The organism is Enterocloster clostridioformis (assembly GCF_020297485.1).
Lineage (GTDB): Bacteria > Bacillota > Clostridia > Lachnospirales > Lachnospiraceae > Enterocloster > Enterocloster clostridioformis.
This window is the reverse complement of sequence record NZ_JAIWZC010000001.1, coordinates 3,678,778-3,703,015: the sequence shown is the minus strand read 5'-3', so window position 1 is coordinate 3,703,015 and position 24,238 is coordinate 3,678,778. Positions and strand designations below refer to the sequence as shown.

General features: G+C 48.0%; 15 protein-coding genes, 7 tRNA genes and 3 rRNA genes. 3 read left to right on the top strand and 22 right to left on the bottom strand.

The window, feature by feature from the left end:
- Window positions 1–4: 4 nt before the first annotated feature.
- Window positions 5–1,522, bottom strand: coding sequence for a class I adenylate-forming enzyme family protein (locus tag LA360_RS18635; protein WP_225537785.1), 1,518 nt, complete (start codon window positions 1,520–1,522; stop codon window positions 5–7).
- A 386-nt stretch (window positions 1,523–1,908) separates the two neighbouring features.
- On the opposite strand from LA360_RS18635, the gene LA360_RS18630 reads away from it, so the two are divergent.
- Window positions 1,909–2,940 carry a LacI family DNA-binding transcriptional regulator gene (locus LA360_RS18630; protein ID WP_112481469.1) on the top strand — a complete coding sequence of 344 codons (1,032 nt, stop codon included), beginning with the start codon at window positions 1,909–1,911 and terminating at the stop codon, window positions 2,938–2,940.
- Window positions 2,941–3,113: 173 nt separating this feature from the next.
- Here LA360_RS18630 and thrS read toward each other — a convergent pair whose 3' ends face one another.
- Window positions 3,114–4,868, bottom strand: coding sequence for a threonine--tRNA ligase (thrS, locus tag LA360_RS18625; protein ID WP_112481582.1), 1,755 nt, complete (start codon window positions 4,866–4,868; stop codon window positions 3,114–3,116).
- Window positions 4,869–5,495: 627 nt separating this feature from the next.
- On the opposite strand from thrS, the gene LA360_RS18620 reads away from it, so the two are divergent.
- A complete protein-coding gene (locus LA360_RS18620; protein WP_002584624.1) occupies window positions 5,496–5,918 on the top strand; it encodes a DUF3842 family protein in 423 nt (140 codons plus the stop codon).
- Window positions 5,905–6,147: a hypothetical protein gene (locus LA360_RS18615; RefSeq protein ID WP_002565746.1), complete on the top strand. Its 243-nt coding sequence runs from the start codon at window positions 5,905–5,907 to the stop codon at window positions 6,145–6,147. The genes LA360_RS18620 and LA360_RS18615 overlap by 14 nt, the downstream gene beginning before the upstream one ends.
- A gap of 26 nt (window positions 6,148–6,173) precedes the next feature.
- Here LA360_RS18615 and LA360_RS18610 read toward each other — a convergent pair whose 3' ends face one another.
- The 20 genes from LA360_RS18610 to dnaN form a co-directional block, all read right to left on the bottom strand.
- Complete coding sequence (locus LA360_RS18610) at window positions 6,174–7,979, bottom strand: DUF5050 domain-containing protein (protein WP_112481468.1); 1,806 nt, start codon at window positions 7,977–7,979, stop codon at window positions 6,174–6,176.
- A 138-nt stretch (window positions 7,980–8,117) separates the two neighbouring features.
- Window positions 8,118–8,190: transfer RNA gene (locus tag LA360_RS18605), tRNA-Phe, on the bottom strand.
- 6 nt (window positions 8,191–8,196) lie between these two features.
- A tRNA-Lys gene (locus tag LA360_RS18600) sits at window positions 8,197–8,269 on the bottom strand.
- 27 nt (window positions 8,270–8,296) lie between these two features.
- Window positions 8,297–8,370 (bottom strand) — tRNA-Met (locus tag LA360_RS18595).
- Between the two features lie 52 nt (window positions 8,371–8,422).
- A tRNA-Tyr gene (locus LA360_RS18590) sits at window positions 8,423–8,504 on the bottom strand.
- 43 nt (window positions 8,505–8,547) lie between these two features.
- Window positions 8,548–8,620: transfer RNA gene (locus LA360_RS18585), tRNA-Val, on the bottom strand.
- 37 nt (window positions 8,621–8,657) lie between these two features.
- Window positions 8,658–8,731 (bottom strand) — tRNA-Asp (locus LA360_RS18580).
- A gap of 78 nt (window positions 8,732–8,809) precedes the next feature.
- A 23S ribosomal RNA gene (locus LA360_RS18575) occupies window positions 8,810–11,699 on the bottom strand.
- A gap of 407 nt (window positions 11,700–12,106) precedes the next feature.
- Window positions 12,107–12,224, bottom strand: a 5S ribosomal RNA gene (gene rrf, locus LA360_RS18570).
- 65 nt (window positions 12,225–12,289) lie between these two features.
- Window positions 12,290–13,821 (bottom strand): 16S ribosomal RNA (locus LA360_RS18565).
- Together the 16S, 23S and 5S rRNA genes with 7 tRNA genes alongside form the textbook arrangement of a ribosomal RNA operon.
- Window positions 13,822–14,230: 409 nt before the next feature.
- Window positions 14,231–14,318, bottom strand: a tRNA-Ser gene (locus tag LA360_RS18560).
- 77 nt (window positions 14,319–14,395) lie between these two features.
- Window positions 14,396–15,127 carry a lysophospholipid acyltransferase family protein gene (locus tag LA360_RS18555; protein WP_022201708.1) on the bottom strand — a complete coding sequence of 244 codons (732 nt, stop codon included), beginning with the start codon at window positions 15,125–15,127 and terminating at the stop codon, window positions 14,396–14,398.
- A 9-nt stretch (window positions 15,128–15,136) separates the two neighbouring features.
- Entirely contained in the window at window positions 15,137–15,688 is a 552-nt protein-coding gene (locus tag LA360_RS18550; protein WP_022201707.1) for a Fe-S-containing hydro-lyase, read from the bottom strand.
- Between the two features lie 22 nt (window positions 15,689–15,710).
- Complete coding sequence (locus LA360_RS18545) at window positions 15,711–16,553, bottom strand: fumarate hydratase (RefSeq protein ID WP_057572744.1); 843 nt, start codon at window positions 16,551–16,553, stop codon at window positions 15,711–15,713.
- A 42-nt stretch (window positions 16,554–16,595) separates the two neighbouring features.
- Window positions 16,596–17,090 (bottom strand): EAL domain-containing protein, encoded by a 495-nt coding sequence (locus LA360_RS18540; protein WP_022201705.1) that lies wholly within the window; start codon window positions 17,088–17,090, stop codon window positions 16,596–16,598.
- 99 nt (window positions 17,091–17,189) lie between these two features.
- Window positions 17,190–19,715, bottom strand: a complete 2,526-nt coding sequence (gene gyrA, locus LA360_RS18535; RefSeq protein ID WP_112481467.1) for a DNA gyrase subunit A — start codon at window positions 19,713–19,715, stop codon at window positions 17,190–17,192.
- Between the two features lie 31 nt (window positions 19,716–19,746).
- Window positions 19,747–21,660 (bottom strand): DNA topoisomerase (ATP-hydrolyzing) subunit B, encoded by a 1,914-nt coding sequence (gyrB, locus tag LA360_RS18530; RefSeq protein WP_057572742.1) that lies wholly within the window; start codon window positions 21,658–21,660, stop codon window positions 19,747–19,749.
- A gap of 33 nt (window positions 21,661–21,693) precedes the next feature.
- Window positions 21,694–22,779, bottom strand: a complete 1,086-nt coding sequence (gene recF, locus LA360_RS18525) for a DNA replication/repair protein RecF (RefSeq protein ID WP_022201324.1) — start codon at window positions 22,777–22,779, stop codon at window positions 21,694–21,696.
- A gap of 19 nt (window positions 22,780–22,798) precedes the next feature.
- Window positions 22,799–23,008 carry an RNA-binding S4 domain-containing protein gene (locus LA360_RS18520; protein WP_022201323.1) on the bottom strand — a complete coding sequence of 70 codons (210 nt, stop codon included), beginning with the start codon at window positions 23,006–23,008 and terminating at the stop codon, window positions 22,799–22,801.
- A 12-nt stretch (window positions 23,009–23,020) separates the two neighbouring features.
- On the bottom strand, window positions 23,021–24,139 hold the full coding sequence (dnaN, locus tag LA360_RS18515) for a DNA polymerase III subunit beta (RefSeq protein WP_022201322.1): 1,119 nt from the start codon (window positions 24,137–24,139) through the stop codon (window positions 23,021–23,023).
- Between the last annotated feature and the right edge of the window lie 99 nt (window positions 24,140–24,238).

The following is a 24,238-nucleotide window of genomic DNA, read 5'->3' as shown; positions in this document are numbered from 1 at the left end:
ATCCTTATCCTCCAAACATTGTTCTAATATGCTTTTTATCCACTTTAAGCCCTGGCGTTTTAGGTATCTCATCCACAAACAGAATTTTTTGGGGTATTTTGTACCTTGCAACCCTGTCCTTCAGTTCATCCTGTATCTGTTCCCGGCTCAGGCGGGTCCCGGGATGCGCCACCACCACGGCCGCTGCGACTTCCCCATAAACCGCATCGGGAATACCGGCTACAGCCACCTCTTTGACGCCTGGAATCCTCTGTATTTCATCCTCAATATCCGTACACCATATTTTTTCACCGCCCCGGTTGATCATATCCTTTTTACGGTCCACTATGTACACGTAATATTTTTCATTGTAATATCCCATATCTCCAGTATTAAGCCAATGGTCAGAGGTTATGAGCCCTGTTTCCATCTTGTAATACTGTTCCAGCACCATACTCCCACGTACCCAAACCTCGCCCACCTGTCCGGGACCAAGCTCCTTCCCCTTATCATCCAGGAATTTGAACTGAATACCTGGCACAGGCCATCCCGCCGCCCCTGCATACTCGCTGACAGACGAGTCTCCTGGAAATATAAGGGCTGGAGAAGATGTCTCAGTCATACCATATATCACCTGAAACTTCGTATCAGGCAGCCATCTGTGAAACTCCTTCATCTTCTCTACTGGCATATAACTGCTGCCGCAGGCCATAACTTTCAAAGACGGAAGCTCCGGATACTCCTCCTTAAAGTCCATCATCTTGCCATAGACCGTAGGGGAGCCGTGCATAAAAGTAATTTCTTCCTTTCTGATACACTCCAGTATGCGTCTGGCATCATATCTGCGGTACAGATATAAGGAGCCTCCCGCATAGATAAAAAGTCCTAATAGCGCAATCAGCCCAGTAATATGATATATAGGTACTGGTATAATAGTCTTATCCCCAGGCTTAATATCCAATACCCTGCAATACGTCATAATTGCATGAACCGCGTTGTAATTGCGCAACACCACCCCTTTGCTCTGAGATGTTGTGCCGGAAGTAAACATAATGATGATTGGATCTTCAAGTTTCCCCCTGGAAGGAGTATATTCTCTTCCTATCCACTCATCTGTCAGCAGATGCCTGAATCCGAATCCATTTTCTTCATCCTGGGACCGAAAACACCTCACATGTTCCAGCGGAAAGCCCTGTACCCATTCTTCAAATTGTTCATGATATATCAAAACATCCAAATCCGCTTTCTCAACCAAAGCTCTTAATTCCGGTTCCCTGTACTTAGTGGGAAATGGTATTGAAACCGCTCCCATTTTTGCCAATGCATAAAAGGTCACGCAAAACTCCCTGCTGTTGTGTAACAGCATACCTACGTGCGACCCTTTTTTTACCCCGGCCTCCCCTTCCAGCCATGCGGCCATTTGATCTACCCTGCGTTTCAAGGATGCATACGTCTCACTATGGCCCCAGTTATCATATATCCCGCATTTTTCAGGGTATTTATCCGCTGTCCGGGCCAGCATCTCATACAGGTTTTCTGGCATATCCAAAAAAGTAAACATCTCAATTCCATGTATGGTCCGCATCCCCATTTCTCTTGTGGCGGATGGTCCCCATATTTCATTACCTGTTATCATTTTTCTGCCCTCTGACTCTTTTTATGGGAGCGCTCTCATTTTTATTACGTGGTTTTAATATATACCCACTGGCATAATTTCGTCAATGGGTATTTTTTAACATAATACTATTATTTTTTTGTGCATTTTATATAGATATATTTATTTCATAAGACATCCTATATGAAATCGCTCCCATACTTAGCAAAATCATCTTTTACTATTCAATGAAATATGATATACTCCAATCATATATAGCAGTCATGGTGTATCTATATCGCTTTGACTCTGCTACCAGAATGAGGAATCAATATATGGAACAAAAAAAAGTAGATATTGAATATATTGCAAAAGTAGCTGGTGTATCCCGCTCAACTGTATCCCGGGTTCTTACCAATAAATCCAATGTAAAAAAAGATACCAAGCTCCGCGTCCAAGAGGTCATGAGGGAGCTGAATTATCATCCCAGTATCATGGCCCGTGGTCTTGCCACAGGAAAGCTGAATATAGTTGCCTTAATTGTCTCGGATATCCGCAATCCCTTTTATTCCGAGCTTGTCTGGTCTATCAACGATCATCTTCGGCAAAAGGGGTATCTTATGACTCTGTACAACAGTTCCCAGAACACAGGTGAAAACGATCGCCATCTGCAGAGCCTTTTTGATTATGGCTTTTCAGGCATCATCATAGCAGACGCAAGAAATGAAGCCTCTTTTACGGAGCTTTTAGGCCAGTCAAACTGCCCCATCGTCCTAGTCAACAGGGAATTAACCTTAGCTTCCGGCACCAGCTATGACACAGTATCCGTGGACAACCGCCAGGGAGGATACCTGGCAACCATGCACCTCCTTAAACTGGGCCATCGGAAAATCAGCATGCTCAGAGGTCCTAAGATATCCACCACCAGCCAGGCCAGGTATGAAGGATACCTGCAAGCCCTGTCAGAATATGGCCTGACCCCGGAACCACACCATGTATATGCAGGTACGCTGAATATGGAATCCGGCCACGAATTTGCCAGAAAGATTATTGCCGGTTCAGAAAATCCGCCCTCTGCCGTATTTGTGGGCGGCGACCTTACCTCTTTCGGTGTTATAGACGAATGTATGAAACTTGGAATCTCAATACCACAAGATTTAAGTATTGCTGGGTTTGATGATGTCCCCATGTCACAGACTCGCATGATTGATCTGACTACCATCAGCCACCCCTACGACATCATGGGGCAGCTTGTGGCAGAGCGTATCATTAACCGGATTAACGGCGACAATAGTCCTATCCTAAAGACAGTGCTGATGCCTACTCTTAAAATACGCGGCAGTACGGCTCCCTATCATAAATCATAATTTTGTGCTTTTTTATAGGGCCAACATTCATGACTTTTCCTTATTAACCGACTTTTCAGCATCATGATGTACTTACCAAGAACCATTCAGTGCCGTACGTAAAACTGCATATATGCTTAAAGGCGCTTAAGATACATATAGAACCCTATCTTAAGCGCCTTTTTTTGCAGTTGTTATTTCTCTTTCGTCTCAATCATCTTTTTAATATCTTCAATAAACGCATCCAGCTGCGCAGCGCCCAGGTCACCCTTATCACGGCTTCTCACCGTAATTGCGCCCTCTGCCGCTTCCTTTTCACCCAGGACCAGCATATAGGGAACCTTTTCCAGCTGAGCCTGACGAATCTTGTAGCCTACCTTCTCGTCCTTGTGGTCCAGCTCTGTGCGGATGCCGGCTGCCTTTAACTTCTCATATACCCCGGTTGCATAATCCATGGACTTCTCAGAAACAGGGATTACCTTAACCTGTACAGGAGCCATCCATACCGGGAACTTTCCTGCAAAATGCTCAATCAGAATACCGATGAAACGCTCAATGGAGCCGAAGCATACACGGTGAATCATGATAGGACGCTTCTTGGAGCCGTCCTCAGCCGTATATTCCAGGTCAAACCTCTGAGGCATCTGGAAATCCAGCTGGATGGTGCCGCACTGCCATGTTCTGCCCAGGGAATCCCTCAGGTGGAAATCAATCTTAGGTCCGTAGAACGCGCCGTCGCCTTCATTGACAATATAATCAAGGCCCATGTCCTCCAGCGCCTTCTTAAGGCCGTTTGTAGCCATCTCCCAATCCTCGTCAGAACCCATGGAATCCTCCGGCCTGGTGGACAGCTCCACAAAATACTCAAAGCCAAACTGTGTATACACTTCATTAATCAGCTTTGTTACGCCCTTAATCTGGTCCTCAATCTGGTCATCCCTCATGAAGATATGAGCATCATCCTGGGTAAAGCAGCGCACGCGCATCAGACCGTGAAGCTGGCCGCTCTTCTCATGACGGTGAACCAGCCCCAGCTCGCCCACCTTTAAAGGCAGGTCGCGGTAAGAGTGGGGCTGATTCTTATAAACCAGCATTCCTCCCGGACAGTTCATTGGCTTGACAGCATAGTCCTCCTCGTCAATGACAGTGGTATACATATTATCCTTATAATGGTCCCAATGGCCTGAATTCTCCCACAGCTTACGGCTCAGGATAATGGGAGTGGAAACCTCCTGGTACCCGTCCCTGCAGTGAATCTCACGCCAGTAATCAATCAGGGTATTCTTTAATGTCATTCCCTTTGGAAGGAAGAATGGGAACCCAGGCCCTTCCTCCGCAAACATGAACAGGCCCAGCTCCTTGCCCAGCTTCCTGTGGTCGCGCTTCTTTGCCTCCTCCATCATGGTAAGGTAGCTCTCCAGGTCCGTCTTGTTGGCAAACGCGGTTCCGTATATCCTGGTCAGCATCTTATTCTTCTCGCTGCCTCTCCAGTAAGCGCCTGCTATGCTTGTAAGCTTAAATGCCTTTACGCCCTTTGTATACATGATATGGGGTCCTGCGCACAGGTCCACAAACTCGCCCTGCTGGTAAAAGCTGATTGTCTCCTCCTCCGGCAGGTCCTCAATAAGCTCTACCTTATAAGGTTCTCCCTTTTCCTCCATGAACTTAATGGCCTCAGCCCTTGGCAGTACAAAGGGCTTAACCGGCAGATTTTCCTTTACAATCCTGGTCATCTCCGCCTCTAACTTTTCAAGGTCCTCAGGAGTGAAACCTCCTTCCCTGTCAAAATCATAGTAAAAACCGTCATCAATGGCCGGTCCAATGGCCAGCTTTGTGTCTGGATACAATCTCTTCACTGCCTGTGCCAGTACATGGGATGCTGTGTGGCGTATGGCCCTCAACTCATCCTCTGCTTCCTGTACACTTCCGTCCGGTAAAATAATTTTCATACAAATCTCCTTTCTTTTCACGGGCCTTTTCCGGCCCCATGTCTTTGGTATTAGCCTGCTGTGATGACTCCGGCTGCTGTAATGATTCCGGCCGCTGTAGTGATTTCGGCTGTTCTGCGGAATCCGCTTCCTACTGAATATGTCCGCCGCCGGAATCCTGTAAAAAACGGGAAAATAAAAACCCCTGGACATATTCATATGTCCAAGGGTGCATTCACACGGTTCCACCTTGATTTTCACTCATTTATCCCTTAACGCGGGGTACGGCGCCATTTCCCATCCTTCTTTGTGTAGTAACACCTGCCCGGACATCCCTGACGCGGCTCAGGACCGGTCTTCGTCAGTCTTTGGTATGCGGCCTTTCCACCAACCGGCCTGCTCTCTGGATACTTCCCACTGACTACTGTTTCCCTCAATGCCTTTGCTTCTTATTGCTAATCTTGATTATATCACCTGACTCTGATTTGTCAAGACCGGCTTACACTGCTTTTTATTCCCATATAAGATCGTTCCGTTCATCTTTATCCACAATTTCACCCTCATTCCCCACCCATCTGTGGATAACATTTACTTTCCCCCACATTTCTGTTAAAATATATCCAGCACAAAAGAAAAGAAGGTGAATCCATGAAAATTGTCATCATAGACGGACAGGGCGGAAAAATGGGAAAGTCAGTCATTGAGCAGCTGAAAAAGCGCTTCCCAAGTCTGGAGACATATGCCATCGGAACAAACAGCATTGCCACCTCCGCCATGCTGAAGGCAGGCGCCACCTATGGCGCTACGGGTGAAAACCCGGCCATAGTCAATGCTCAGGATGCAGATATCATCATCGGCCCTATCGGCATTGTCATGGCGAATTCCCTTTTAGGGGAAATTACGCCTGCCATGGCCACGGCCATCGGCATCAGTAAAGCATATAAGATACTGATTCCGGTGAACCGGTGCAATCACTACATCGTAGGCTGCCAGAACAGCACCTTATCTGACTATATCAATATGGTATGTGATGAAGTAGGAAAGGAAGCAGGTATCAATGAGAACCATTGAATTTAAGATGGAACGCCAGGGCCTTGTGAACAAAGGCGATAAAGTAAAAATAATCGAGCGGGAAGGAACCAGCAGCTACAGTTATATCATCGACCCTGCTGTAGCTATGTCCGGCTGCTTCGCCGCCCGTTACCGTATCAAGTCTGAATACGGAATCGTAAAAGACATCCGCGAAAATTCACGGGGTTTTTATGTGATAGTAGATTTTGATGAGGACGAACCCCGTTAACAGGTAACACTTCTCTTAATCCAATTTTAACCCAGGGGCACTATCTTCACCTCTGCGGACGATTCCGTTACCGGCGGAATGGTAGGAGCCGGAGCCGGCAGCGTGTGAGCAGCTGTTTCCGTATGAGGCCCTTCCGTACTGATTACAGGGTCATTATCCACAGAAGGCTCCACCGGTGAAACAGTTTCCGCAGAGGAAGGGGGCATGGTCTCAATTGGCTGAATAATGTCCCCTGACTCCTGGGCCTCGCTGCTCTCCTGTGTTTTTGCAGAAGGAACCATATCAATCAGGCTCCTGTCACCGGCATCCAGTTCAATGGCTTTGCTCCACAGAATACTGGTTATTCCGCTGTTTCTGTCCCACTCACAATCATGCCACAGGCAAATGACCTTACCATCCTTAGCCATAATGATTTCCAGCATATCATTTCCGTCCACATGCTTTCCGGTCCGCGCGGCTGTATCATTTATCTGATAAATATTCCCGTCTCTTGATATTATAGCAGCTGTCCCATAGGCCTGTTTCCAGATAGCCGGATTGTATTCCCCAAATATCTGTCCCTCATCCTCGTAGTAGTACATATTCTGCATCACACCGGGGAAACGCTCCGACACTGCCTGTTTATTCTGTCCATTCAAATCCGTCCTGAATATCTGGCTGTACCATTCTCCTCCCGTACCTTTATCCACATAACTGCTGTAATAAATCTGATTATCCACAATGCAATAGCTCTGTACACCATAGTTTTCCCTGATAATGGCAGTATCGTTCCCTTCGCTCTTTGCACTGACAGAAGATTTTGTTCCGCTGCCGCTCAGATAATACGTCTTTCCTCCTATAGTTACCTGGCCATGTTTTACATATTTTATCTTTCCGTCTTCCTCAATCCGGTAAACACGGTCCCCAATGCTGACACTGCTGCCGCTTTCAGCCACTGCAGGATTGCCCATGTCATCTACCAGATAACAATTTCCATCCTTTATGACCACCGAATATCTGGCTTCCCCAGTGGCCACCTCGGTGCCTGAGGTGGTGCTGTAAATCTTCCCGGCCCGGGAGTAATAGATTGTATCCCCCATCACCATATACCCGTCCACGTTCTCCGCAATCAGCTCTTTGGTATCGCTTCCCGGCCTCATCCTAAACAGCTTATCGCAAAGCCCCCTCTCAGCCTCGGAAAGGCCCTGTTTCTGGCTTTCCTTTACCTTAGGCAGGAAATATACGTAATCGCCGTAAGCACGCATAGAATTCCTTGTGGTCTTTTCCGAGGCCGTCTCCCCTCCCAGTACCATCACCTTGTTCTCTACGGTCTTGCGGTACAGGATGGTCTTAAACAGTCCTGCGTCTTCCGCCCTCAGATAACACCAGAACGCATTGGTCCTCACCAGGCTGTCCAGGTTTTCTCCTGTACTCTCAGGTTTGTAGTCCAAATCAATTTGGATATCCTTCAGATAGCCCTTTGTATCGTGGCAGGTATAGGTCTGGCCCTCCTGTTTTAATACCCCGGTGGCCATGATACCGTCGCTGTCAAAGTAATACAGAAACCCCTCTATATCCTTCCACTGGTCCGTCACGTACTCTTCTTCATCCAAATAATACATCCATCCATTATCAGTCTCATTCCATCCTGGCTTTGGTTCCTCCCTGGTATCTATGGTAATGGAAGGCATCTCCTTCTGCTCAGTACTGAAATCCAGATTTTTATAATCTGACCGTATTTTCCCAACCACTGACATAACAACATACACGGCTGCCGTCATAATAACAGCTGCCATAATAATCAAAAATACAGTCTTGATTGGTGAATCCTTTTTTTTGCGCCGTCTGCTCATTAATTTTCCCCTGGTATCTTTTGTTAGTAGTATACTTAATTCTTAAAACATTATTTATACTATCAGACTTTCGGCTTTTTTACAATGAAGTAAATCTTACAATAAAAAAGCACCCATCCGTCAAGGATAAGTGCTGAGTGCCCAAAGTCGGAATCGAACCAACGACACGAGGATTTTCAGTCCTCTGCTCTACCAACTGAGCTATCTGGGCATCTGATGAGCGTGCCGGGATTCGAACCCGGGACAACTTGATTAAAAGTCAAGTGCTCTACCGACTGAGCTACACGCCCATAAGGTTTAAGTTTTTACAAAAAAAATTGCGGGGGCAGGATTTGAACCTACGACCTTCGGGTTATGAGCCCGACGAGCTTCCAGACTGCTCCACCCCGCGCTAATATATAATTATAAATGTTTTAAAATGTTTTGTCAACCAACATTTTAAATGGGCGAAGGTGGATTCGAACCACCGAAGGCATTGCCAGCAGATTTACAGTCTGTCCCCTTTGGCCACTCGGGAATTCGCCCTTATTGAATTAGTATATACACTTTTCTGTAAAAAATACTTAAATGGGGCCTACAGGGCTCGAACCTGTGACCCTCTGCTTGTAAGGCAGATGCTCTCCCAGCTGAGCTAAGACCCCAATAGGTATCTCTTTCAGCGTGTATATGAAAGAAAAACGACCCGGAACGGGTTCGAACCGTCGACCTCCGCCGTGACAGGGCGGCGCTCTAACCAGCTGAGCCACCGGGCCATTAAAGGCATATACATACCTTCAAAACCGCATATTGAATTCCGATTGCTTCACAAACCAACTTTTTCCCTTAACCTTTTGGATAAGCCCTCGACCGATTAGTATTAGTCAGCTACGTACATTACTGCACTTCCACCTCTAACCTATCTACCTCGTCGTCTTCAAGGGGTCTTACTCGCTTTCGCGATGGGATATCTCATCTTGAGGGGGGCTTCACGCTTAGATGCCTTCAGCGTTTATCCCGTCCAGACTTGGCTACCCTGCCATGGCCTTGGTAGGCCAACAGGTACACCAGCGGTCTGTCCATCCCGGTCCTCTCGTACTAAGGACAGCTCCTCTCAGATATCCTGCGCCCGCGCCGGATAGGGACCGAACTGTCTCACGACGTTCTGAACCCAGCTCGCGTACCGCTTTAATGGGCGAACAGCCCAACCCTTGGGACCTGCTACAGCCCCAGGATGCGATGAGCCGACATCGAGGTGCCAAACCACTCCGTCGATGTGAACTCTTGGGAGTGATAAGCCTGTTATCCCCAGGGTAGCTTTTATCCGTTGAGCGATGGCAATCCCACTTTCATACCACCGGATCACTAAGTCCTACTTTCGTACCTGCCCGACCCGTCGGTCTCGCAGTCAAGCTCCCTTATGCCTTTGCACTCTCTGGATGGTTTCCAACCATCCTGAGGGAACCTTTGAGCGCCTCCGATACCCTTTCGGAGGCGACCGCCCCAGTCAAACTCCCCGCCTGACATTGTCCCCCGCCCGGCTCACGGGCGCAGGTTAGAAACCCAATATCGCAAGGGTGGTATCCCAACATTGGCTCCACACAGACTGGCGTCCATGCTTCTCAGCCTCCCACCTATCCTGTACATGCAATACCGAATCCCAGTATCAAACTGGAGTAAAGCTCCATGGGGTCTTTCCGTCCTGGCGCAGGTAACCAGCATCTTCACTGGTATTTCAATTTCACCGGGTGCATTGTTGAGACAGCGCTCAAATCATTACGCCTTTCGTGCGGGTCGGAACTTACCCGACAAGGAATTTCGCTACCTTAGGACCGTTATAGTTACGGCCGCCGTTTACTGGGGCTTAAATTCAAAGCTTCGCTTGCGCTAACCTCTCCTCTTAACCTTCCAGCACCGGGCAGGCGTCAGCCCATATACCTCACCTTACGGTTTTGCATAGACCTGTGTTTTTGCTAAACAGTTGCTTGAGCCTATTCTCTGCGGCCACATCTCTGCGGCACCCCTTCTCCCGAAGTTACGGGGTCATTTTGCCGAGTTCCTTAACAATGCTTCTCCCGCCGGCCTTAGGATTCTCTCCTCATCTACCTGTGTCGGTTTACGGTACGGGCATGTATCACACGATAGCGGCTTTTCTTGACAGCCGGAATCACACACTTCGCTACTTTTGTTCGCTCCGCGTCACGTATTCGGATTGCACGGCGGTTTTTCCAGCCGTACTCCTACCACGCTTGCCCCGGTATTCCCATTCCCGGGATGTGCTGTCCTTCTGTGTCCCCACAGTTCTGATGATACACGGTACAGGAATTTCAACCTGTTGTCCATCGACTACGCCTCTCAGCCTCGCCTTAGGCCCCGACTTACCCAGAGCAGATCAGCTTTACTCTGGAAACCTTGGATATTCGGCCTGGAGGATTCCCACCTCCATCTCGCTACTCATTCCGGCATTCTCTCTTCTCAGCACTCCACGGCTCCTTACCGGTACCGCTTCTCCGTCCTGAGAATGCTCCTCTACCAATGTCTTACGACATTCCTAAGCTTCGGTGTTGTGTTTCAGCCCCGGACATTTTCGGCGCAGGACCTCTCGACTAGTGAGCTATTACGCACTCTTTGAATGTGTGGCTGCTTCTGAGCCAACATCCTAGTTGTCTTTGAAATCCCACATCCTTTTCCACTTAACACACACTTTGGGACCTTAGCTGTAGGTCTGGGCTCTTTCCCTTTTGACTGCCCAACTTATCTCGTGCAGTCTGACTCCCATACATCATTTACGCGGCATTCGGAGTTTGATATCCCTTGGTAAGCTTTGACGCCCCCTTAGGAATTCAGTGCTCTACCTCCGCTAAACTAATATGAGGCTAGCCCTAAAGCTATTTCGAGGAGAACCAGCTATCTCCGGGTTCGATTGGAATTTCTCCCCTATCCACACCTCATTCCCACCCTTTTCAACGGATGTGGATCCGGTCCTCCACGGAATTTTACTTCCGCTTCAACCTGGACATGGATAGGTCACCCGGTTTCGGGTCTGCCTGTACTGACTTGACGCCCATTTGAGACTTGGTTTCCCTTCGGCTCCGAGCCTTAAGCTCTTAACCTTGCCAGTACCGGCAACTCGCCGGACCGTTCTACAAAAAGTACGCGGTCGCACCTTAACGTGCTTCCACAGCTTGTAAACACAGGGTTTCAGGTTCTTTTTCACTCCCCTCCCGGGGTCCTTTTCACCTTTCCTTCACAGTACTATGCGCTATCGGTCACTAAGGAGTATTTAGCCTTGGAGGGTGGTCCCTCCTACTTCCCACAAGGTTTCTCGTGTCTCGTGGTACTCTGGATCCTGCTGCTTCCTATTGCTTTCGTGTACGGGGCTTTCACCCTCTCCGGCCTGACTTCCCAGACAGTTCCACTAACAATTCGGTTCACGTACGCAGTCCTTAACCCCAGCATGCACGCACGCTGGTTTGGGCTCTTCCCATTTCGCTCGCCGCTACTTTGGGAATCGATGTTTCTTTCTCTTCCTCCGGCTACTTAGATGTTTCAGTTCACCGGGTTCCCCCTGCATGGCTATGGATTCACCATGCAGTGACTGAGGTTTGCTCAGCCGGGTTTCCCCATTCAGATATCTCCGGATCAAAGGATATTTGCTCCTCCCCGAAGCTTTTCGCAGCTTATCACGTCTTTCATCGGCTCTTAGTGCCAAGGCATCCACCCTGCGCTCTTTATAGCTTAACCAAAATGATTCCCCGCGGCGGGTTGCTGCGGTTCCTCTCACGTCCATAGCGTTGGACGCTTTGGTTCTAGGTTTGTTTATAAACGCTTTCGCATTTACAAGTTTGTTTCTTCCATACAATCTCTTGTATGGCCTCGGATGTCTTGATATTCTGATTTTGAATATTCAATTCATTTTTATCCAATATGCGGTTTTCAAGGTACGTATGTGACTGATGTTTTATCAGTCATTAGTGAACTCGATTTGCTCAAATCCACTAATCACTGGTAAAAACCAGCTATATGGAACAGCACTTCCCTGCTGACGTAGGTTAACATGTTCTTTAAAACACAGGTTTCGCTTTTACCTCCACCCATTGAAACATGTCTGTTCTATATAAAACACTCTTTCGAGTGAGTTTTTTTGATGAATCCGGCAGCCACCTGCTCTCCCATGCCGTCTCCAGCATAGTACCATCGGCCGCTTAAGTCTTAACCATCGTGTTCGGAATGGGTACGGGTGTTTCCCCTAAGCGCATCGCCACCGGAATTTCTTTGTGTCCTTTTCATTGAACACTAGACAGTATCTAAAACCCTTACTTCTTCTTCCTTAGAAAGGAGGTGATCCAGCCGCACCTTCCGATACGGCTACCTTGTTACGACTTCACCCCAGTTACCTGCCCCGCCTTCGGCAGCTCCCTCCTTTCGGTTGGGTCACTGACTTCGGGCGTTGCTGACTCCCATGGTGTGACGGGCGGTGTGTACAAGACCCGGGAACGTATTCACCGCGACATTCTGATTCGCGATTACTAGCGATTCCAGCTTCGTGTAGTCGGGTTGCAGACTACAGTCCGAACTGGGACGTTATTTTTGGGATTTGCTCCACATCACTGTCTCGCTTCCCTTTGTTTACGCCATTGTAGCACGTGTGTAGCCCAAATCATAAGGGGCATGATGATTTGACGTCATCCCCACCTTCCTCCAGGTTATCCCTGGCAGTCTCCCTAGAGTGCCCACCTTCACGTGCTGGCTACTAAGGATAAGGGTTGCGCTCGTTGCGGGACTTAACCCAACATCTCACGACACGAGCTGACGACAACCATGCACCACCTGTCTCCCCTGTCCCGAAGGAAAGGCCGCGTTACCGGCCCGTCAGGGGGATGTCAAGACTTGGTAAGGTTCTTCGCGTTGCTTCGAATTAAACCACATGCTCCACCGCTTGTGCGGGTCCCCGTCAATTCCTTTGAGTTTCATTCTTGCGAACGTACTCCCCAGGTGGAATGCTTACTGCGTTTGCGGCGGCACCGAAGGGCTTTGCCCCCCAACACCTAGCATTCATCGTTTACGGCGTGGACTACCAGGGTATCTAATCCTGTTTGCTCCCCACGCTTTCGAGCCTCAACGTCAGTTATCGTCCAGTAAGCCGCCTTCGCCACTGGTGTTCCTCCTAATATCTACGCATTTCACCGCTACACTAGGAATTCCACTTACCTCTCCGACACTCTAGCAAAACAGTTTCCAAAGCAGTCCCAGGGTTGAGCCCTGGGTTTTCACTTCAGACTTGCTTCGCCGTCTACGCTCCCTTTACACCCAGTAAATCCGGATAACGCTTGCCCCCTACGTATTACCGCGGCTGCTGGCACGTAGTTAGCCGGGGCTTCTTAGTCAGGTACCGTCATTTTCTTCCCTGCTGATAGAGCTTTACATACCGAAATACTTCTTCACTCACGCGGCGTCGCTGCATCAGGCTTTCGCCCATTGTGCAATATTCCCCACTGCTGCCTCCCGTAGGAGTTTGGGCCGTGTCTCAGTCCCAATGTGGCCGGTCACCCTCTCAGGTCGGCTACTGATCGTCGCTTTGGTGGGCCGTTACCCCGCCAACTGGCTAATCAGACGCGGATCCATCTCACACTACCGGAGTTTTTCACACACTGCCATGCGGCACTGTGCGCTTATGCGGTATTAGCAGTCATTTCTAACTGTTATCCCCCAGTGTGAGGCAGGTTATCCACGCGTTACTCACCCGTCCGCCACTCAGTCAATCAAGATTCCATCCGAAAACTTCATCTTAATTGCTTCGTTCGACTTGCATGTGTTAGGCACGCCGCCAGCGTTCATCCTGAGCCAGGATCAAACTCTCATGTTCAAAAGTTGATTCCAGGTTTTCAGACTACTTAGCTTGGCTAGTTATCTTTAACCTTCATTACTTGGTTTTGTTCTGAATTTTCTCAAATCCAAAGGCCTAAACCAGACCTTTTGCTTTTAGAATTTTCAGGGTTTTACATACTGTCTAATCTTCAATTATCAAGGTTCTTTGTTGTCGGCTTGTTCAGCAGCAACTTTTATATCTTATCACAGTCGCTCGTATTTGTCAACAACTTTTTTAAGGTTTTTTGATTTTTGTTTTCAGCCAAAGGGCTTTCCTCAATCGTCAAACGCTGTTTTTTGTCCAGCGGGTATTAACTATACCACAACTGTCATTTACTGTCAACATCTTTTTAATTTTTTTCATCTTTCAAACAAGAGTGAAAAAAATAATCATTTGGAAAACAGAGCGGAGAAAGAGGGATTTGAACCCTCGCGCCGGTTTCCCGACCTACACCCTTAGCAGGGGCGCCTCTTCGGCCTCTTGAGTATTTCTCCGAATTGATATTTTCCATATGATTGCTTCTTTAGACATGCTTGCCCTCAGACGCATTGACCATTATACTAAATAGACTTTAGCTTGTCAAGCCATTTTGGGTGAGATTTTTATTTATTTCTTCCTGTATCCGGTCGTGCACAAGATGTGCTATTTCTGAGGTTTTCATTTCCATATATTGATCCGGCAGAATGGGCTTCATGTAGTGAACCTGCACTTCTTCCCTTTTTAATGAGTTCATATCAAAGGGCCGGAAGGAATTAATCAGTGCCACAGGTACAATGGGACAGCCTGCTTTTACAGCGCTTTTAAATGTACCGCTCTTAAAATCCAGTATCTCGTTTCCGTTGCGGCTCCGGTGGCCTTCCGCAAATATAACAAAGTTACGGCCTGACTTTACCAGTTTGGTGACTTCCGTTATGATGCGTACCTGGTCTTTTATATCATCCCTGTTCATGGCAAGGCTATTGGTAGCCCCCAGAACCTGCTTTACCAGAATCCAGTTGGATGCCTCTTTCTTTATTACAACAGATAAAGGTCTTGGACAGGTTGAAAACAGGGCAAGCATATCAAACAGCCCCTGATGGTTCGGAAACAGTATAAACCCATCCTCAGACGGAATATACTCTGTTCCCGTTGCAGTGACCGTAACCCTTCCCCTTCTGTTAATCCTCTTTACCATCTCTGATATATACCCATACTTCTCAGCGGCTGTCCTTGTATCCTCTTCCCTGGCCATACGTGCAATGGTGAAGAACCACATGGGTGCATGGAGTAAATTCATGAGTACCATATATATAATCCGCTTCATATCCCCTCGCTACAGAGTACAAAATTCCTTTACTGCTGTTTCATATAGATTATTACCAAGTGTATCCATTACCACAACCACCGGAAAATCCTGAATGGTCAGTCTGCGGACTGCCTCCGTGCCTAAATCTTCATATGCAACAATTTCGGATGAAAGAATGCATTTGGACAAAATGGCTCCTGCTCCTCCCACAGCGGCAAAATAAACAGCCCCGCCGCGCACAATGGCATCCATAACATCCCTGTTTCTCTTTCCCTTTCCTATCATAGCTCTCATGCCCAGATCCAGAAGCCGGGGCGTATACTTATCCATACGGCTGGCTGTAGTTGGACCGGCAGAGCCGATGGGTCTTCCCTCCCTGGCAGGGGACGGTCCCATGTAATATATGATGCTGCCCTCTATATCAAACGGCAGTGCTTCCCCTCTGTCCAGGGCCTCGTCCATCCGCTTATGGGCGGCATCCCTGGCCGTATAAATGGTTCCTGTAAGATATACATAATCTCCTGCCTTTAAGGAGGCAGCTTTCTCTTTTGTCATGGGTACATTTATATGCCGATTCATCTGAACAGGACTCCTTTCTCATTTACAGTACTCTGCGGGCATGACGGTTTACATGGCAGCATATGTTTACGGCAAGGGGAAGGCCGGCAATATGGGTGGCAAAGGTCTCTATGTTCACGGCAAGGGCTGTCACCCTTCCTCCCAGTCCTCCGGGACCGATGCCGGACTGGTTGATTCGCTTTAACATATCCTCTTCCAGCTCTCTGACCCACTGCCTTTCAGGCTTATTCTCTATATCCCTGGTCAGGGCGTGCTTTGCCATCTGGGCGCATTTCTCAAAGGTCCCGCCTATGCCCACCCCCACCACCATGGGCGGACAGGCATTGGGTCCTGCCTCTCTCACTGCCTGAAGGATGGATTCCTTTACCCCTTCCAGGCCATCAGCCGGCTTTAACATGAATACACGGCTCATATTCTCACTTCCAAATCCCTTGGGAGCCACTGTTATGTCAATCTGTTCCCCATCTGTAATTTCACAGTGAATAACCGCCGGCGTATTGTCCTTTGTATTGATTCTCTCAATAGGGTCCCCCACCACGGATTTACGGAGATATCCCTGTTCATATCCCTGACGTACGCCTTCATTGACAGCATCAGCCAGTCTTCCCCCTGTGATATGTACATCCTGTCCTATTTTCATGAATACCACAGCCATACCTGTATCCTGACAAATAGGTATGCTGTCCTCTCCCGCAATTCTAAGATTCTCCTTAAGCTGTTCCAGAACCTGGCGCCCCAGAGGGGATTCCTCCTCCTCCACTGCTTTTTCAAAGACCTTTCTCATATCCGGAGCCAGTCCGTAATTGGCCTCAATACACATATCCCTTATTGCTTTTGTAATGGTTGCTGCGGATATCTCCCTCATTTTCTTTGTTCCTCCCATCCTTTTGCTATGGCAGCCTTAAATTCATCTTCGGGCATGGACTTTCCGTAGACTTCTGTCCAGCTTGATGTACTCAAGGGGAAGGGACAGGGCGCAGGATATATTGGAATATCCGGTACCGAAATCATCCAGATAAAACCCAAATCCTTCTCCTGTCATCTCCTCCATAATCATTTTCATATAGTCCATGTCCTGGAGCAGGACCCGTTCCGTAACCTCAATTTTCAGTTTATCCGGACTGAGTCCGGACCGTTTCAGACATTCATGGATTCTCCCGGAGAGACTGCGGTCCTCGAACTGCTGCATGGAAAGATTGATGGATACGGAATCTATTTTGCCCCGACTCTGTCCGAAAAGCATGCAGATCTCCTCCAGCACAATCCAGCTCAGGTCATCGATAAGGCCGGTCTCTTCTGCCAAAGGTATGAATTCCGACGGAGATACGGGTTCACCGTCATAATCCCTGAGACGCCGAAGGGCTTCCGCGGAAGAGAACCTGCTGGTTTTTAAGTTAAACACAGCACCGGGCAGTATGCAGTCCGGCTCCCTGGCAATATTATATTAAATCTTTTCGTAAAAAGGCTGTCGTAACTGACAGCCTTTTCATGGAACTAAATCTTAAACCGTTTCATCTGAATCTACATCTGCTTCGCTCTCTTCCTTGTAATACTCTTCATCATATACATTGCTGTCCTTGGTAACGCTTTCCCTTACCTTGGCTATACTTGCCACCTTGATGTCAGAATCCTGATTAATGCTCATAAGCTTGACGCCGGAGGTATTGCGTCCAATCACGGATATATCGTCAACCTTCATGCGGATAATAATGCCTTCTGTCGTTATTATCATGATTTCCCTGCCGTCATTTACCAGCTTGGCACCTACAAGATAACCTGTCTTATCCGTACACTTGTAGCAGATAACACCCTTTCCGCCCCTGTTCTGGGAGCTGAATTCCGTAATCATAGTGCGTTTGCCCATGCCGTTCTCGGAAACCACCAGAAGGCTGTCTCCCTGGCTCTGCATCTGCATTCCGATGACTTCGTCATCTTCCTCAAAACGCATTCCGATGACGCCTATAGATACACGGCCGGTCACTCTTACGTCTGTCTCGTTGAAACGGATACACATTCCCTTGCGTGTGACAAGAAGGATATCCTGGGTATTATCTGTTGCCTTTACCTCTATCAGCTCATCGCCGTCACGAAGCACAATGGCCTGAAGTCCATTCTTGCGCACATGCTCATACTCAACCATAGGCGTTTTCTTGACCATGCCGTTTTGGGTAGCCATGAACAGATATTTGTCATCGTTGAATTCACGCATGGGGATAATGGCCGTAATCTTTTCCTCCGGCATCAGCTGCAGAAGGTTTATAATAGCCGTTCCCCTGGCCGTACGTCCTGCCTCCGGTATCTCATATGCCTTCAGACGGTATACGCGTCCGGTATTGGTAAAGAACATCATATAGTGATGGTTGGTGGTCATGAGAAGGTCCTCAATATAGTCCTCCTCAATGGTCTGCATGCCCTTGATTCCCTTACCTCCCCTGTTCTGGCTCCTGAAATTATCCACGTCCATGCGCTTGATATAACCCAGATGGGTCATAGCAATGATGGTATCCTCGTCCGGAATCAGGTCCTCCATGGACATATCGTCGTCATATCCAATGGCCGTGCGGCGGTCATCCCCGTATTTATCAGAGATGATCATGATCTCGTCCCGGATAACGGTAAGCAGCTTCTTCTCATCTGCAAGGATTGCCTTCAACTCCTCGATCTTTGCCTGAAGTTCCCTGTACTCGTTCTCCAGCTTCTCACGTTCCAAACCTGTGAGAGCGCGGAGCCTCATATCCACAATGGCCTGTGACTGTGCGTCGGAAAGCCCGAAGCGCTCCATCAACTGGTTCTTGGCATCCGCCACATTAGCTGATCCGCGGATGATGCGGATTACCTCGTCAATGTGATCCAGGGCAATGAGCAGTCCCTTTAATATATGGGCTCTTTCTTCTGCCTTGTTTAAATCATACTGGGTCCTTCTGGTAACTACCTCTTCCTGATGCTTTAGGTACTCCTCCAGCATCTGGTGCAGGTTCAGTACCTTTGGCTGGTTATTAATGAGAGCCAGCATGATAACGCCGAAGGTGTCCTGAAGCTGGGTATGCTTTAACAGCTGGTTCAGGATTACATTGGCATTTACATCCCGGCGCAGCTCTATGTTGATCCGCATGCCTTCACGGTTAGACTCATCTCCAATGTAGGTAATGCCGTCAATTTTCTTTTCCTTGACCAGGTCTGCGATTTTCTCAATGAGACGTGCCTTATTTACCATGTAGGGAAGTTCCGTCACAATAATTCTGGACTTTCCGTTGGCCATGGTCTCTATGTTGGTCACGGCGCGCACCTTGATTTTCGCGCGGCCCGTGCGGTAAGCTTCCTCGATTCCTCTTCTTCCCAGAATGGTGGCGCCAGTGGGGAAATCAGGTCCCTTTACAATCTCCATGATTTCTTCCAGGGAGGTCTCCCTATCCTCCTCCACCCTGTTGTCAATCATCTTGACCACCGCGCCGATGATTTCCCTCAGATTGTGAGGCGGTATGTTGGTGGCCATACCAACGGCAATACCGGAGGTGCCGTTTACCAGCAGGTTAGGGTATCTGGAAGGAAGGACAAGGGGCTCCCTCTCGGTTTCATCGAAGTTAGGTACGAAGTCCACGGTATCTTTATTGATATCTGCCAGCATTTCCATGGAAATCTTGCTTAAGCGGGCCTCGGTATAACGCATGGCTGCCGCGCCGTCGCCGTCCACAGAACCAAAGTTTCCGTGTCCGTCCACCAGGGGATAACGGGTGGACCACTGCTGCGCCATGTTAACCAGCGCGCCGTAGATGGAGCTGTCTCCATGGGGATGGTACTTACCCATTGTATCACCGACGATACGGGCGCACTTACGATGCGGCTTATCCGGACCGTTGTTCAGCTCTATCATGGAATAAAGCACACGCCTCTGTACGGGCTTAAGGCCGTCCCTGACATCAGGCAGGGCCCTGGCGCTGATAACACTCATGGCATAGTCGATATAAGACTGTTCCATGGTTTTCTTAAGGTCTACTTCATGAACCTTGTCAAATACATTTGGTTCCATATTCAATCTCCTTTATGTTTGCAGTCTAAAATCAGATATCTAAGTTCTTCACCTTTTTCGCGTTGGCCTCAATGAATTCCCTTCTGGGTTCTACCTGGTCGCCCATGAGGGTGGTGAAGGTCAAATCTACTTCAGACGTGGTTTCCTCATCCATGGTGACACGCAGAAGTATCCTGCGCTCCGGATCCATGGTTGTCTCCCACAGCTGCTCCGCATCCATCTCTCCCAAACCTTTGTAACGCTGGATTTTATTGCTGTTGTCGCGTCCAATGTCCATGAGGATGGAATTCAGCTCCTCGTCACTGTACGCGTACCATACCTTTTTATTCTTCTCCACCTTATACAGAGGCGGCTGGGCCAGATATACATATCCCTGTTTGATTAACTCCGGCATAAACCTGTAAATAAAGGTCAGAAGAAGGGTACTGATATGAGCTCCGTCCACATCGGCATCCGTCATGATGATGATTTTGTGGTAGCGGAGTTTGGATATATCAAAATCGTCATGAATACCTGTTCCAAATGCAGTTATCATGGCCTTGATTTCCGCATTGCCGTAAATACGATCCATTCTGGCCTTCTCCACGTTGAGAATTTTACCGCGCAGGGGAAGTATGGCCTGAGTGGCACGTGAACGTGCTGTCTTTGCGGAACCGCCTGCGGAATCTCCCTCTACAATGTAAATCTCGCAGTTTTCCGGATTTTTGTCAGAACAGTCAGCCAGTTTGCCCGGAAGGGCCATGCCGTCCAGGGCTGATTTGCGGCGCGTTAAGTCCCTGGCCTTTCTGGCAGCCGCACGGGCCCTCTGTGCCAGTATGGATTTCTCACACATGGACTTGGCCACAGCCGGATTCTGCTCAAGGAAATAGGTCAGCTGCTCGCTGACAATATTATCCACCGCTGCACGGGCCTCGCTGTTGCCCAGCTTCTGTTTTGTCTGGCCCTCAAACTGAGGATCCTCGATCTTAACACTGATGATGGCTGTCAGGCCCTCACGTATGTCCTCGCCGGACAGGTTATCCTCGCTGTCCTTTAAGAGCTTTTTCTCCCTGGCATAGTCGTTGAAGGTCTTGGTCAGAGCATTCTTAAAGCCGGTGAGGTGAGTGCCTCCCTCAGGCGTATTAATGTTGTTTACAAATGTGTATATATTCTCGGTATAGGAATCATTGTGCTGCATGGACACTTCCACATACACGCCTTCCCTGGTTCCCTCACAGTAAATAACCTGATCATAGATAGGGGTCTTTCCCTTGTTCAGGTATGTGACGAATTCCTTGATTCCGCCTTCATAATGGAATACCTTTTCTTTTTTTTCTTCCCTGTTATCCTTAAGGATGATCTTCAGGTTCTTCGTCAGGAACGCTGTCTCCCTGAGCCGGATTTTCAGAGTATCGTAATCATAGACTGTCTCCTCAAATATTTCCTTGTCAGGCAGAAAGGTGACCTTTGTGCCATGCTGTTCCGGACCGCATTTGCCCACTATCTTTAAGGGATATGTTACCTTTCCCCTTTCATACCGTTGCTGGTAAATATTTCCATCTTTATAGACCTGGACCTCCAGCCATTCAGACAATGCATTGACAACCGAAGCACCAACGCCATGAAGTCCGCCGGATACCTTATATCCGCCGTTGCCGAACTTACCGCCCGCATGGAGGATGGTGAATACAACTTCCACGGCAGGAAGTCCTGCCTTTTTCTGGATATCCACCGGAATACCGCGGCCGTCATCCACCACTGTGATGGAATTGTCCTCGTTGATGGTCACATCGATGGAATCACAATATCCCGCCAAGGCTTCATCTACCGCATTATCTACAATCTCATACACCAGATGATGGAGACCTCTGGCAGATGTGCTGCCTATATACATGCCAGGCCGTTTCCTGACCGCCTCAAGTCCTTCCAAAATCTGAATCTGATCTGCTCCGTATTGCTCTCCCATGTTATATAATCATCCTTTCTTTCTAGTACGGCATTAATTCTCGTTGATGACAGTTCCGTCAATTACCTTGAATACCTTATCAATCTGGAACCTGTTATTGACAAAATCATCCAGACCCGTGCAGGTAATCATAGTCTGTATATGTTTAATGGCTGACAGCAGATGGTTCTGCCTGCTGCTGTCAAGCTCTGATAACACATCATCCAAAAGCAGGATTGGGTCGTTATGGCTCAATTGCTTGACCAGCTCAAGCTCTGACAGCTTAAGGGACAGGGCCGCAGTGCGCTGCTGCCCCTGGGACCCAAACCTGCGTATATCAATACCATTTACAATAAAGCTTATGTCATCCCTGTGAGGTCCCGACAATGTGGTCTTCTGTTTCATGTCCTGGGCCCGGTTCCTCTTAAGGACATCCTCCATCTGGTCTTCCTGGGTGTAGGGTTCATAGGAAATGGTAATATCCTCCCTGCCGCCTGTGAGACTCAGATGAATGGCGTGTATGATTTCATTGAGCTGCTTAATGAAATCCCTCCGGAACTTAATCACTTCACGTCCGTAATTCACCAGCTGCATATCCCATACATCCAGGGTTTCCTCATACTCCGGCCTGAAATACAGTTCCTTTAACAGCTTGTTGCGCTGAAGGAGGACCTTATTGTACTGTACAAGGGAATGGACATAGAGTTTATTCAGCTGGCACAGTTCCATATCAATGAACCGCCTCCTCTCGGAAGGCCCGTTCTTTATGATATTCAGGTCCTCCGGCGAGAAGAATACCACATTGGCTATGCCGAACAGTTCGCTGGCCTTGCGTATGGGAACCCCATTGATGGCAATGCCCTTTGGCTTGTTCTTTTTCAGATGCATGTCAATGCGGTAAGGGACATTGTTCTTCCTTATCTGCAATTTAATATGGGATTCATCCTGATTGAACCGGATGATATCCCTGTCCTTGGCGCTTTTATGTGATTTGGACGTGCAGCACACATACACTGCCTCCAGGATATTGGTCTTTCCCTGGGCATTGTCCCCATAGAGTATATTGGTTCCCTGATTAAACTCCATATGTAGTTCTTTGTAATTGCGGTAATTTTTCAGTTCTATGGATTCAATAATCATGGATTTCCCTGCCAGTCTGTCACTTCGTGATTTTAATGGTTTCACCCTTATAGGTGACCACATCACCGTCCACCAGTTTTTTCCCACGCTGATAAACAGTCTCGCCGTTTACCTGTATAAGGCCGTCCTGGGCAGCATATTTGGCTTCTACGCCTGATTCTGCCAGGCCAGCCGCTTTCAGCGCCTGACCCAGCTTGATATAGTCTTCCCTAAGCTTAATTATTTCCATACTTTTCCTCTCTTAGACAGTGGCAGCATTAAAATTAACAGGAAGAATCAGATAAATGTAACTTTCCTCCTCGTCCTTGATAAAGCATGGGGACTTGGGATTCATCATATAAATATTGATATCCTCGCCGTCAATGACGCGCAGCGCATCGATGAGGAACTTGGGATTAAATCCAATCATGATGTCCTTACCTGTCTTGTGAATCATCAATTCCGCATTCATGGAGCCAAAACTGGAGTTCAGCTTCAGCTCCATGGAGTTATCTCCGATATTGATTATAAGAGGCTTCTTGTCATTTTCACGGATCAGGATAGTGGCCCGTTCAATACAGTCCAGGAATTCCTTCTTGTTCACAGATACCCTTGTCTCATAATCGCTGGAAAGCATCTGGCTGATTCTGAAATATTCACCTTCAATCAGACGGGACACCACCATTGTATTGTCAAATTCAAAGAGAATATGGTTGGTGCTGAAATAAATCAGCACTTCTTTTTCATTATCTCCGCCTAATATTTTGCTGACCTCGCTGAGGGTCTTGCCCGGTACGATTACCTTGGTGTCCTCATAGTGGTCTTTTAAGCGCACCTTGCGGATGGAGATTCTGTGTCCGTCTAAGGAGACCACCTTCAGCTGGTTTTCATTGACTTCAAACAGCTCTCCGGCCATCATCTTATTGCTGTCATTAGGGGCGATGGAGAAGATGGTCTGCTGGATGACCTCCTTTAAGGTGAACTGGGACAGGCAGATATATTTATCCTTTTCTATATAGGGAAGGTATGCAAACTCTTCCCCGTCACGTCCCTGGATATTGAACACGGAGTTTTCACAGCGTATGGTTGTGTTGAACTTATCGTCTGATTCAATGGTAACGGACGCATTTTCGCTGGAAAGCCTTCTGGTAATTTCAGAGAACAGCTTTGCATCTAACGCGATCTTGCCGTGTTCCAGTATGTCTCCCTCAACCCTTGTCTCGATTCCTAATTCCATATCATTGCCTGTAAGCTTGATTTCGCTGGTGCTGGCGTCAATGAGTATGCATTCAAGAATGGTCATGGTGGTCTTGGAAGGTACAGCTTTCATTACAATATTAATTCCATTAACAATGGCGTCTTTTTGAAATCTTAACTTCATAATGTTGATAACTTCCTTTCAGAGTAATTGTGTGCCCGATGTGTCATCTGTGAGTGAAGATATAAATAATTTTCGAAGAAACCGTAGTAGGGGCTGTGG